This window comes from Peribacillus cavernae, assembly GCF_003989135.1.
Taxonomy (GTDB): Bacteria; Bacillota; Bacilli; order Bacillales; family DSM-1321; genus Peribacillus; species Peribacillus cavernae.
Window position 1 is genome coordinate 305450 of the sequence record NZ_RYZZ01000007.1, and the last position, 13130, is coordinate 318579.

Annotated in this window: 9 protein-coding genes; all 9 read left to right on the forward strand. The window is 42.5% G+C overall.

Features of this window, described 5'->3' with window-relative positions; translation table 11 throughout:
• Window positions 1–326: 326 nt before the first annotated feature.
• The 9 genes from ELQ35_RS07600 (at window position 327) to ELQ35_RS07640 (ending at window position 13112) form a co-directional block, all read left to right on the forward strand.
• Window positions 327–1328: an ABC transporter ATP-binding protein gene (locus ELQ35_RS07600; protein WP_126864224.1), complete on the forward strand. Its 1002-nt coding sequence runs from the start codon at window positions 327–329 to the stop codon at window positions 1326–1328.
• 3 nt (window positions 1329–1331) lie between these two features.
• Window positions 1332–2258 carry an ABC transporter ATP-binding protein gene (locus tag ELQ35_RS07605; protein ID WP_126864225.1) on the forward strand — a complete coding sequence of 309 codons (927 nt, stop codon included), beginning with the start codon at window positions 1332–1334 and terminating at the stop codon, window positions 2256–2258.
• A gap of 13 nt (window positions 2259–2271) precedes the next feature.
• The gene (gene opp4B / locus ELQ35_RS07610; protein WP_126864226.1) at window positions 2272–3237 is read left to right on the forward strand and encodes an oligopeptide ABC transporter permease; all 966 of its coding nucleotides are present in this window, start codon (window positions 2272–2274) and stop codon (window positions 3235–3237) included.
• 16 nt (window positions 3238–3253) lie between these two features.
• Complete coding sequence (locus tag ELQ35_RS07615; RefSeq protein WP_126864227.1) at window positions 3254–4150, forward strand: ABC transporter permease; 897 nt, start codon at window positions 3254–3256, stop codon at window positions 4148–4150.
• A gap of 15 nt (window positions 4151–4165) precedes the next feature.
• A complete protein-coding gene (gene opp4A, locus ELQ35_RS07620) occupies window positions 4166–5947 on the forward strand; it encodes an oligopeptide ABC transporter substrate-binding protein (RefSeq protein WP_126864228.1) in 1782 nt (593 codons plus the stop codon).
• 157 nt (window positions 5948–6104) lie between these two features.
• Complete coding sequence (locus tag ELQ35_RS07625) at window positions 6105–7145, forward strand: M42 family metallopeptidase (protein WP_370873385.1); 1041 nt, start codon at window positions 6105–6107, stop codon at window positions 7143–7145.
• Between the two features lie 485 nt (window positions 7146–7630).
• Window positions 7631–8443 carry a cyanophycinase gene (locus tag ELQ35_RS07630; protein ID WP_126864229.1) on the forward strand — a complete coding sequence of 271 codons (813 nt, stop codon included), beginning with the start codon at window positions 7631–7633 and terminating at the stop codon, window positions 8441–8443.
• Entirely contained in the window at window positions 8440–11055 is a 2616-nt protein-coding gene (gene cphA / locus ELQ35_RS07635; protein WP_126864230.1) for a cyanophycin synthetase, read from the forward strand. The genes ELQ35_RS07630 and cphA overlap by 4 nt, the downstream gene beginning before the upstream one ends.
• A gap of 794 nt (window positions 11056–11849) precedes the next feature.
• Window positions 11850–13112 (forward strand): S8 family peptidase, encoded by a 1263-nt coding sequence (locus ELQ35_RS07640; protein WP_126864630.1) that lies wholly within the window; start codon window positions 11850–11852, stop codon window positions 13110–13112.
• Window positions 13113–13130 lie beyond the last annotated feature (18 nt).

Here is a 13130-nt window from a genome sequence, read left to right on the forward strand (position 1 = left end):
GGTTGAGCTGTTGGTTATTTTAAAAGAAGACAATAATTAAGAAGTGATGCAGCATGAGGATGAATTTCTCATGCTGCTTTTCTGTAAAATGGGAAGTTTAATTTTTCGCAACATTAAATGGTGTACTACAGCGCAAGCAGTTAGATTCTTCGAAAGCCTTGAACTTTTTTATCATATTCCTAAACAGAAATCAATAGGTTTATATAAAGAAAGAATAGAAAAAGTTTTAATAGTTTTCTTCAGTACCTGCTCCGTCCATTTTCGATTGCAATGTTGTAATTCATTTTCTATTTTCTTTCCCGAAAAATTGATAGGGGGGAACCTAAATCAATAGACCAATATTACAAATAGAGAACCTAACCACTTCGTTCCGTTTACAAGACGGATATCATGCAGCTGTGGATAACGTTTCTTTTACGGTGAATGAAAATGAGATCGTTGCTGTAGTTGGGGAATCGGGATGCGGTAAAAGTGCCCTCGCACTTTCAATTATGCAATTACATAATAAACAAAGGACCAAAATAGAAGGTGCCATTAGATACAGAGATAGTGATTTGGTTGCACTGAATGAAGCACAAATGAATAAGCTGCGCGGCAAGGATCTGGGAATGATTTTTCAAGAGTCATTAACTGCCCTCAATCCGTTGATGACGGTTGGCAGGCAGATTGAGGAGAATCTCGATTATCACACCGATCTTACTAAGAAAGCAAAGAAGGCAAGGACCATGGAATTGTTGGCTAAGGTTGGAATCCCTTTGCCTGAATTCACTTATAAGCAATATCCCCATGAATTATCAGGCGGAATGCGGCAAAGGAGCATGATTTCAATGGCGATCGCCTGCAACCCGTCCGTTATCATAGCCGATGAGCCGACAACAGCACTGGATGTAACAATCCAGGCACAAATCCTTGATTTGTTAAAATCAATCCAGAAAAAAACGCATATGGGGATTATCCTGATCACCCACGATTTGGGCGTGGTTGCGGAAATTGCCGACCGGATTGTGGTGATGTACGCAGGTCAGGTAGTGGAAATGGGAACCGTGCTGCGAATTTTTAAAAACCCTCGGCATCCATATACACGTTCACTGATGAATTCGATTCCATCCGCTGCTACCGGGCAAGATCGCTTGCATGTTATCGAAGGTGCGGTACCTTCGATTACGAGAATGCCACGCCAAGGCTGTCGTTTCAAGGATAGAATTTCTTGGATTCCTGATAATACCCACGAAAATTCCCCGGAATTACACGAAGTTGCCAGTGATCACTGGGTACGCTGCTCTTGTTATAAGCATTTTTATTTTCAAGGCAGAAAGGAGAAGCGATGACAGATGGCATTACTCAATGTGAATGACTTAAAGGTTTATTTTCCGATTGTCGGCGGTTTTTTTAGGAGAGTGACAGATTATGTGCGTGCCGTTGATGGCGTCTCCTTCGAACTTCATGAGGGAGAAACCTATGGATTGGTCGGGGAATCAGGAAGCGGTAAGTCAACGGCCGGAAAGGCAATCATGAGTTTGAATAAGGCTGCTTCAGGAGAGATCCTGTTTGGCAACAAGGATATCACCAAGCTCAGCGGGAGCCAAATCAAGCCGTTGCGCAGAGACATACAAATGATTTTCCAAGACCCTTATTCTTCCTTGAATCCTAAGAAGAGAGTGCTTGATATAATCGCAGAACCTTTGCGCAATTATGAGCGCATGTCTTCGGTCGAAGAGAAAAAAGTTGTCCAGAACTATCTGGATAAGGTGGGACTGGATTCAGAAGCCATTCACAAATACCCGCATGAATTCTCTGGAGGGCAACGACAGCGTATTGGTATTGCCCGTGCATTGACACTTAAACCGAAGTTAATTATTGCAGACGAACCGGTGTCAGCTCTCGATGTATCTGTACAAGCCCAGGTATTAAACTTCCTGCAGGAGCTGCAGGAAGAATACAAACTGACCTATTTATTCATAGGCCATGATTTAGGAGTCATTCGGCACATGTGCAGCCGTATCGGAGTGATGTATCGGGGACGGTTGGTAGAAGAGGGGACAAGCAGTGAAATTTATGAGAATCCGCGGCATCTCTATACAAAGCGGCTGATTGCGGCCATTCCCGATATACGGCCAGAAACACGCAGAGAAAAGGAACGGTTGAGAAACGCACTGAAGGAAGAGTATGAGCAAACCTTCGCTTCATATTTTGATGACACTGGAAGAGCTTATGATTTAAAGCGGATTTCCGAAACGCATTCGGTGGCATTACCTTAGGAGGGATAAGACTGTGTGGAAATTTATTCTTAGACGTATTTTGGGAATGATACCCCAGCTTTTTGTTTTGAGTATTCTAGTGTTCATGATGGCTAAAGCGATGCCGGGCGATGCCTTGACCGGGAGGCAGATGGACCCTAAAGCAGATCCGGAACGGATTGCAGAACAACGCGTGCAAATGGGTCTGAACGATCCGGTTCATGTTCAATATATCCGCTGGATCAAAAATATAGCACATGGTGACTGGGGGGTCTCCTACACCCATAAAACCAGGGTTACCGAAGTAATCGGGGACCGAATTTGGAATACCGTATACCTGGCTTTCGGGACACTTCTGATAACATATCTTCTGGCCATTCCCCTGGGAATCATCAGCGGACGCTGGAATGATTCCTGGATGGATAAGGCAATCACCGGTTATAACTATTTGGGATATGCAACTCCTGTCTTCATTTTTGCGTTGCTTATGTTATTTTTGTTCAGCTTTACATTTGCATTATTTCCTGCGGGAGGGAGCGTCGACCCATATATCGAGCCAGGAACGTTTTCGTATGTGTTGAACAAAATCAACCATTTGGTATTGCCGGTCATGAGCGGTGCCCTGGTGGCGACAGTTACCACGGTCCAGTATTTGAAAAATGAGATCATTGATACAAAGACCAGGGACTTTATCCGGACAGCCAGGTCGAAAGGCATACCGGATTCAAAGGTATACAGCGGACATATCCTCAGAAATGCATTTTTGCCGATTGCCGCTTTTTTAGGTTATGAAATTACCGGCCTTGTCGGAGGCTCGGTTTTTATTGAATCAATATACAGTTATCCCGGAATCGGCCAACTATTCGTTACATCAGTTATGCTCCGGGATTTCAGCGTAGTTACGGCCCTCGTGATGATGACAAGCTTTGCCACACTGCTTGGTACTCTTCTTTCTGACATTATCTTAAGTGCGGTAGATCCGCGTATTCGCATTGAATAGGAAGTGGTGAAGAAGAATGGAAATGAAAGCAGGAACCATTAAATCGGAAGAAAAGTCGCTGGCTGGCTATACAGTCATCTGGAAGGAGTTTAAAAACGATAAACTGGCGCTGGTCTCGCTGTTCCTATTGGCAGTTATCTTAATGGCTGTCTACGGGATCTCTTTAATGAAGGATGTTGAAGATATCGTTAAAGTAGACTTCTTATCAATCTATATGCCTCCATCAGGGGAGCACTGGCTTGGGACTGATTATGGCGGTAGGGACATTTTCGGCCAGCTGGTCATTGGAACCAAAAACTCATTCACCATCAGCCTGTGCATTACAACAATAACGGCCATTCTCGGCTTAGCGGCCGGTCTTACCGCAGGATACTTTGGCGGGGTTATTGATGCGATCATCATGCGCATGATCGATTTTATCATTATCCTGCCGTTATTAATGTTTGTCATTGTGTTCGTAACAATTGTGCCGAACTATAACATTTATGCTTTTATATTGATTATGTCTGCCTTCCTGTGGACCGGCAAAGCAAGATTAATTCGCTCAAAAGTCCTGGCAGAGCGGGAAATGGATTATGTGCATGCTTCCCAGACGCTCGGAACGCCGCATTGGAAGATCATGTTAGTTCAAATTCTTCCTAATGTAAGTTCACTGATTATCGTTAATTTCACATTAAATCTTGCAGGGAATATTGGTCTTGAATCTGGCTTAACTTTTTTGGGATTTGGTCTTCCGGAAAGTACACCAAGTTTAGGGACTCTTGTCAGTTATGCAACCAATCCTGATGTCTTGCAGAACAAATGGTGGATCTGGGTACCTGCATCCGTGCTGATCCTTGTGCTGATGCTATGCATCAATTTCATTGGGGAGGTATTGAAACGCTCAGGCGATGCCAGACAGAGAAGAGGGTAAAGGGAGTGAAACTTGATGCGGTTAAAAAGGTACAGTAAAGTGTGGAGCGCACTGGCTATTTCAGCCATTCTGCTTTCAGCTTGTTCTAATGATGCCAGTTCAACCAAAAAGCCACACACAACAAGAAAGATGGCAGAACAGATGGATACGAAAGAGTTCAGCCACAAAACCAATAATGATCAGCCAGATGTAGCGGATGGATCCCTGACTTACGGTCTTGTATCCAATACCCCATTTGAAGGAATTTTAAATAAAGCTTTTTATGAAGGTGAACCAGACAATAAGGTCATTAGCATTTTTGATGAAGGCCTTTTAGGTACGGATGAAAATTTTATCTACGACCAATCGGGAGCGGCCACATATGGGATGTCTGAGGATAAGAAAACGATTACGATAAAAATTAAAGAAAACGTGAATTGGCATAATGGAGACCCGGTAACAGCAACCGACCTTTTATATGCATATGAAGTAATTGGATCTCCTCAATATAAAGGGGCCCGTTATTATACCCCAATGGATACGGTAGTTGGCATGGATAAATACCATGCAGGAAAGGCCAAAAAAATCTCAGGTATTAAAGTGGTCGATGACAAAACCATTTCCATTTCATTCAAGGAAGCCAACCCATCCTTGTTAACTGGTTTGTGGACAGCTCCGTTGCCAAAGAAATATTTAGCCGGTGTTCCGATTGGAAAGATGGATGCAGCGTATCAAATCCGAAAGAAGCCAATCGGTTTTGGCCCATATAAAGTTAAAAAGATTGTTCAGGGTGAATCTGTTGAATATGAAAGAAACAATGACTATTGGAAGGGCAGGCCAAAGTTAAAGAGTATTATACTTAAGGTTATAAATCCGCAAATTGCCACTGCTTCCCTGAAAAAAGGAGATATTGATTTTGCCGATATTACAGCTGATCAATACGAACAGGCAGTATCATTGACCAACATTGAGGTACTCGGTGGCATTGACTTAGCTTATGATTATATCGGTTTTAAATTAGGCCATTGGGATGCGAAAAAAGGCGAAAATGTAATGGATAACCCAAAGTTCCGGGATAAACGGCTTCGCCAGGCAATGGCTTATGCGATAGACACGAAATTAGTAGGAGAAAAATTATATAAAGGTCTTCGCTTCCCAGCGAATACTGTCTTACCGCCATCCTTTCCTAAATATTATGCAGGTGATGTAAAAGGGTACAGCATGGATCAGAATAAGGCGGAGAGATTACTTGATGAAGCAGGATACATTGATACCGACAATGATGGCCTGCGTGAAGATCTTAACGGGAAACAATTCACAATCCATTTTGCCGCCATGAGCGGAAGCGACACCCTTGAACCGCTGATCCAATATTATATTCAACAATGGAGAGAAGTTGGATTGGATGTCCAGATGTTGGAGGGACGCCTGCATGAGTTCAACTCCTTCTATAACAGAATTGAAAAAGATGACAAGCAAATCGATATGTACGCTGCAGCATGGGGAACCGGTTCCGATCCGGATCAATCAGGCCTCTGGGTAAAAAAAGCGATGTTTAACTACACTCGCTGGGTTAATGAAAAAAGCGATCGACTGTTGAAGGCAGGCATATCCCTTGAAGCATTCGATGAAACCTACCGTAAAGAGATATATAAACTATGGCAAGCCCATATCAGTGAAGAAGTTCCATTAATCCCTACCTTTTTCCGCTATCATTTACTAGGAGTGAATGGTCGTGTCAAAGGTGTGACCCTATACGGCGGAGAAGTTGCTGATTGGTACCATGTATCTGTAACAGAAGAACAACCGGTAAAATAGTGTCAGCTGTCCTAGTTGCTTTCTTCACTGATGTGAAAATGGAAAATAACCCTCGAAATGACAAGCCGCTTTTGTTGAAGCGGCTTTTCGCATGTTATCATGGAAGCAAGCATGGAAAAAATTTCTGTTATTAAAAAAGGGGATGGCTGAATTGTCAATCATTAATGAAAAAGAAATCGTTTCATACATAAAAGAATTAGTGTCCATTCCAAGTCCATCCGGATATACAGAGACAGCGATTTCATATGTTGCTTCTTTCATGGAAAAGAAGGGGGTTTCTTATCAGATCACTAACAAGGGTGCGCTGCTTGTGTCCATAAAAGGAAATGATGACAGCAAGCACCGATTGCTTACGGCACATGTTGATACCCTTGGATCAATGGTAAAAGAAATCAAAAGCAATGGCCGTTTACGTTTGACAATGATTGGCGGCTTTCGCTGGAATTCGGTTGAAGGTGAATACTGTAAGATCCATACAGCAAGCGGCAAAGTATACACTGGTACCATCTTGATTAATCAGACGTCCGTACACGTATATAAAAATGCAGGAGATGCTAAACGGGATGAGACTACCATTGAGGTGAGGGTAGATGAGTCCGTCAAATCAAAAGAAGAAACAGAGGCTTTAGGGGTTTCTATCGGTGATTTTGTTTCATTCGAACCAAGAGTGGAGGAGACGGAGAGCGGATTCCTGAAATCAAGACACCTGGACGATAAGGCAAGTGTGGGGATTTTACTTCATTTAGTGGATATGATTCAAAAAGGGAACATCCAGTTAAACTATACAACCCATTTCCTGATCTCTAATAATGAAGAGATTGGTTATGGCGGGAACTCCAACATTCCTGACGAAACGGTCGAATACATTGCTGTAGATATGGGGGCCATCGGTGAGGGGCAGGCCACAGATGAATTTAGCGTGTCCATTTGCGCAAAAGATTCCTCCGGGCCTTATCATTATAAATTGAGGCAGCATTTAGTCTCCCTTGCAAAGGAAAATAATGTGGATTACCGTGTTGACATCTACCCATACTATGGCTCCGATGCATCAGCTGCCATCCGTGCCGGACACGATGTCGTGCATGGATTGATTGGCCCTGGCATCGATGCTTCCCATGCCTTTGAACGGACACATATTACTTCTTTAAAGCATACGGCTGATTTGCTGCTTCATTACTTGGAATCACCGCTTGCATAGAAAATCATGAGGTATATCCCTACTTCATTCCGTTTGGCAACTTTATCTTAGATTCGATTCTCCGCCACAAACTGTAAGAAGGACTAAAAAACACCCGCCAATCCATTCGCGGGTTTTTTTTAAGGTTGTGAGCTTTCGGGCGCTCCATATAATACTTAACCAATCATTCGAACGTAGCAGGTGTGTAACTTTTATTTACACCTCTAACAGATACAAATTAAACGATCGAATACTCTGGGAAGAAAATACTGCAGTTTAGAAAAAATAGGGATTTAATTAAAAAAATGAAAGATAAAAAAATGAATGTTTCACGTTGCATTTATACATAATACAAGGTATGCATTTTCAACTATAAAAGCAGGTAAACAGTGAATATTACAGTAGTTTTAATAAATGTGAATTTTCCGAAAATGTAGTTTTGGTTATCTTTCTGCTGGGTATAGTTTTCTGTTTTTACAATTTCTTAAGCAAAGGTGAGAACATTCATGAGTGCTGGTCAATTATTGATTATAGGTGGAGCAGAAGAAAAAATCCATGACGGAGAGGTTCTAAGTAAATTTGTTGAATTGGCAGGGGACAAGAACAGCAGGATTGGAATCCTGCCAACGGCATCCGAAATTCCTGACGACGTTAGCTCTGATTATATACACACCTTTAAACAGCTGGGCGTAGTGCGTGTTGAAGTGATTAATGTAGCAACAAGAGAATGTGCAGAAGATCCGTCCATCATGGAACTTATTGATTCACTTTCTGCTGTCTTTATCACAGGCGGCGATCAGAGCAGGCTGTCTGAGTTGATCGGCGGCACGAAATTGCATGAAACTTTAATGGAAAAGTGGAAGAAGGGCATGGTTCTTGCGGGAACGAGCGCAGGTGCATCCATCATGGCTAAACAAATGATTGTAGCTGCAGACACAAAGCTAAATGATGACAAGCTTACAGTCAAATTAGGGACCGGGTTCGGGTTTTTGGATCATGTTCTGATTGATCAGCATTTTTCGCAGCGGGCAAGATTTGACCGATTATTAAGCGCCATTGCAGACAATACAGAAATCATTGGAATTGGCATCGATGAAAATACAGCGATCTTAGTGCATGATAACAAGTTTAAAGTGTATGGAGAACATCAGGTACTTGTTATGGACGGTAAGAGCAGCAATTACGTTAACGTAAAAGTTTCCGAAAATGGAAGCGAAGAGCTGACCATCTCGGGATTTCAGCTGCATACACTTACTAAAGGCTATAGCTTTGATCTAGCTAACCGTAAATTAATTCTCGAAAAGGGGATACAAGAATGAGAATCAACCGTGTAAGGTATTTGAAGGGTCCAAATTACTTTTCATATAAACCAACTATGTTTATTGAAGTGGATATTGAGGATCTTGAGTTTCAACCATCAGATACAATACTAGGTTTTAACGAAACCCTTGTAAAAGCATTGCCAGGGTTGGAAAAACATACATGTTCCATCGGCTATGAGGGCGGATTTGTTGAGCGCTTAAATCGTGGTACATGGATGGGGCATATATTAGAACATGTGGCGATCGAGCTCCAGACAGCCGCTGGAATAGACGTAAAACGAGGAAAGACAATAACGGGCGAAAAGCCGGGCATATATTATGTCACATACAGTTATAAAGAAGCGAAATCAGGGCTTTATTCCTTTGAAGCTGCAATGGAAATTGCCGGCCGTATTCTTAAGGGAGAAAAAGCCATCAATGCTGGGCACTATATCGATCAGGTTGCCGACCTTTATTTTAAACACAAACTGGGTCCAAGCACGGAGGCTATTTACGATGCCGCTACCCAGGCTAAAGTACCTGTACAAAGGATCGGGGAAGACAGTCTGCTTCGATTGGGGACAGGATCAAGGCAAAAATTCGTACAGGCCACGATTAGCAGCCAAACATCTAACATTGCAGTCGAAAATTCATGCGATAAACAGTTAACGAAGGAAATTTTAAAAAGCTGCGGTCTTCCTGTACCGGAAGGAAAAGTGGCCACTTCCATGGAAGAAATATTTGAGATGGCGGCTAGACTGGGATTTCCGCTTGTCATTAAGCCGCTGAACGGCAGGCAGGGACAAGGGGTCATTACGAATATTAAAAACAAGGACGAGCTTTTTAATGTCGTAAACTGTCTTGAGCAGCATGTCGATAAATATATTTTAGAGCGTTATTACGAAGGGAACGATTACCGGTTATTAGTGGTAGACGATTCCTTGATTGCTGCAAGCCTGCGTGTTCCCCCATTTATCATCGGGAATGGGAAAGACACAATCCAGACGTTAATCAAAGAGGAAAACAAAAATCCGCTTCGAGGCGATGGACATGAAAAAGCAATGTCAAAAATCCCGCTGAACCACATTGTCTCTTGCTATTTAGAAAAACTGGATCTAACCCTCCATTCAGTGCCTGATAAAGGCAAAATCATTCAGGTGGTCGGAAATGCCAACCTGTCGACCGGAGGAAAAGCGATCGATGTAACCGACCAGGTACATCCGACGATAAAAAATATTGCCGTTACTGCCGCAAAAGCGATTGGCCTTGACATTGCAGGGATTGATTTTATCTGTAAAGATATTTCAAAACCGTTTAACAATGTCGAGATGGCAATTATTGAAATTAATGCTGCACCGGGAATTAGAATGCATCATTTTCCCAGTGAAGGAAAAAAGCGTGATGTCGGCAAGGCGATTGTGGACTACCTCTTTAGATCACGGGAGGAGTCAGCAATACCGATTATCTCCGTTACCGGGACAAATGGGAAAACGACAACTGCCCGTCTCATAAATCATTTCTTGTCTAAAGAAGGAGTTACGGTGGGAATGGCCAACTCCGATGGGGTTTATATCAATAATGTAAGCGTCGACGAGGGGGATTGCAGCGGGCCGGTCAGTGCCCGAAAGATCCTAAGTAATCCTGCGGTGGATTTTGCTGTACTGGAAACAGCAAGAGGCGGCATTCTTCGCGAGGGCCTTGCCTTTCAGCAATGTGAAGTAGGAGTCGTCACCAATGTTACAGAAGACCATTTGGGCATCGACGGAATTGATACATTTGAACAACTTGTGAAGCTAAAACGGTTAATTCCTGAGGTCGTAATGGAAGATGGTTTTTGTATCCTAAACGCAGATGATGAAAATGTGGCGAAAATGGCCGATTATTCAAACGGGCAGATCATTTATACATCTATTGATCAGGAAAATCCTAATATTCGTAAAGCGATCAGTGGAAAGATGAGAGCGTGGTTTGTTGATGATAGCGGCTGGATTGTTTATGCTTCACAGGGAATCTTGCTGCGGATTTTGCCATGCAAAGAAATTCCGATAACGATCGGCGGATCAGCGAGGCACAACATTTCCAACCTGCTTCAAGCGATGGCTGCTGCATATACTCAAGGTGTTCCTTTAAATGAATTAAAACAAAAGGCGCTTTCCTTTACCCCGGATGCTGACCTGTCTAAAGGAAGGTTTAATAAGCAGGAAATGAAAGGTCGGACGATCATTGTCGATTACGCACACAACGTAGCAGGCATGGAGGCTATTTATGATACTGTCAGCGATTTTGATAAGAAGAGGGTAATTACCGTCCTGGCCAGTCCCGGTGACAGGAAAGATGAGGACATCAAAAACATGGCCTACACAGCAGCAGGTCATACAGACCTTATCGTGATTAAAGAAGATGATGATTTGCGTGACCGAGAACAATATGAAGTAGCGAACATTATTCAGGCAGCTTGCCTGGAAAAGGATATGATAAAACAACAAGCCGTTGTAGTCCTTAATGAGCTTGATGCCTTTAAGAAGGCATGGGAATTATCAGAGCCAGGTGACATGCTGTTGTTTTTTTATACCGATTTTGACTACGTGAATGAGTTCTTTGAACTGGTGGGAAAGCATCAATTACAGTAACTAGGGGATAATGAGTCGCTAACTTTATGGGTGAATATTCATTTAATAAGAACCACAAAAAATAATCCACCCTTACAGTAACTAGGGGATAATGAGTCGCTAACTTTATGGGTGAATATTCATTTAATAAGAACCACAAAAAATAATCCACCCTTGAGCTTAGTCGGCTAGTGGTGGATTATCTTCCCTATTACGCTGATCCCCTTTGAAGGGAACCTGCTATTGTTAGACCGTTTGGTGTTAGCGCACCTACGGTCTTTTTTTATTATATGCGATAATGCGGTAACGCATGTATTAATTTATTATACCCTAGATTTTCGAAAAATCAAACAAGCTATGCTTCGTTACTAAACAGTTTTATAATACTCCATTCCCCTTTCGAAAAAAATGTTAAATCCGAACCAGTTAAATAGTAATAAAAGGGAAGGTAAATCAAATTGAAATGATGTAATTATACCTGGGAACAGAAAAAAAGAATAGGATAATTGGATGAAAAACCAAGCCGATAATTGTTTAAGCCAAAATTAATAGATTCATTGGTTCAGGTTATCCCGGCCAATTTTCCCAATATGCAAAAAAACAGTGATATGTACCTGAATTGGATCTAAATAGGTTGTTTTCATAATCTGTTCAATGAATAGTAAGTCTCTTTTTTTTATAAAAAAAGCAAGATTTTGCTGATAGGAAATGAGGATACAGACATATTGTAGAAATCTGAAAATTTGGAATAAAATAAAAGTACAACAACGAGCTTGCTAAATGGGTTGAAAAATGGAGAGGGGCGAGAAAAAATGATGAGGAATCGGAAAAAGCTAGGGGCCGCATTATTGAGTCTGGGTATCGGTTTTTCAATGTTTGCTGGTGGAATCGGTCCGGTTCAGGCTGAATCTGCTCAGAAAAGTCAGGACAATGTCCGCGTTTTCATTAATGGATCAAAGAGTGATGTTACCAATGCCAAGAAACATTACCGCATAAAAAGGAACTTTGGCAGCCAGGGATTCACTACTACCGTTAATCCGGCCCAATTGGAAACCTTGAAGAAAAATAAGAATCTGAAAATCGAAAAGGTTTCAGAAGTGAAAATTGCCCAGACAAATGCTACAGCAAAGGTAAAGGCCGCTGCCGTACCTTCGACAAGAACACCATGGGGGATTAAAGCCATTTATAATGATTCGAGTATTGCAAAAACATCCGGAGGGAATGGAATTAAGGTGGCAGTGCTAGACACAGGCACAACCAAGAACCACATTGATCTAGCATCAAACGTAGAGCAATGTAAGGACTTTACTACATCATCAACATATGTCAATAACTCATGTACCGACAGAAACGGGCACGGCACACATGTTTCCGGCACGGTCCTTGCAAATGGCGGTTCCGATGGAATGGGAATATACGGAGTGGCGCCTGAATCGAAGCTTTGGGCCTATAAGGTGCTTGGCGATAATGGCTCCGGCTATTCGGATGATATTGCTGCCGCCATCCGCCATACTGCTGATCAAAGTACCAGTACAGGTGCGCATGTCATCATTTCGATGTCTTTAGGTTCTTCTGCAAAAGATTCTCTTATTACCAGTGCCGTGGATTATGCTTACAGTAAAGGAGTACTGGTCGTCGCTGCTGCAGGAAATTCCGGTTATGCTGCGAATACGATCGGATATCCGGGTGCCCTGAAAAACGCAGTTGCCGTTGCTGCATTGGAAAATGTCCAGCAAAATGGAACCTATCGCGTTGCGAACTTCTCATCACGCGGCAATCCAAATACAGACGCTGATTATGCGATTGGTGAAAAAGACGTCGAAGTATCCGCACCGGGAGCTGCGATTGAATCAACCTGGTTGAACAATGGCTATAACACCATCAGCGGTACTTCCATGGCGACACCGCATGTCTCAGGACTTGCTGCGAAAGTCTGGGCTTCCAATCCAAGCCTGACTCACACTCAACTAAGAGCTCAGCTTCAGACAGAGGCTAAAGCTGTTGACATTAAAGGAGGGTATGGATCTGCAACTGGAGATGATTATGCTTCTGGCTTCGGATTCCCGCGTGTAAGATAAAGTCAAATATAAAAAAGC

What these genes read in the sequence shown, in the direction of transcription:
- ELQ35_RS07605 (WP_126864225.1), top strand. Translation starts at nt 1,332, where the DNA reads ATGGCATTACTCAATGTGAATGACTTAAAGGTTTATTTTCCGATTGTC.
- ELQ35_RS07640 (WP_126864630.1), top strand. Translation starts at nt 11,850, where the DNA reads ATGAGGAATCGGAAAAAGCTAGGGGCCGCATTATTGAGTCTGGGTATC.
- opp4A (WP_126864228.1), top strand. Translation starts at nt 4,166, where the DNA reads ATGCGGTTAAAAAGGTACAGTAAAGTGTGGAGCGCACTGGCTATTTCA.
- ELQ35_RS07615 (WP_126864227.1), top strand. Translation starts at nt 3,254, where the DNA reads ATGGAAATGAAAGCAGGAACCATTAAATCGGAAGAAAAGTCGCTGGCT.
- cphA (WP_126864230.1), top strand. Translation starts at nt 8,440, where the DNA reads ATGAGAATCAACCGTGTAAGGTATTTGAAGGGTCCAAATTACTTTTCA.
- ELQ35_RS07630 (WP_126864229.1), top strand. Translation starts at nt 7,631, where the DNA reads ATGAGTGCTGGTCAATTATTGATTATAGGTGGAGCAGAAGAAAAAATC.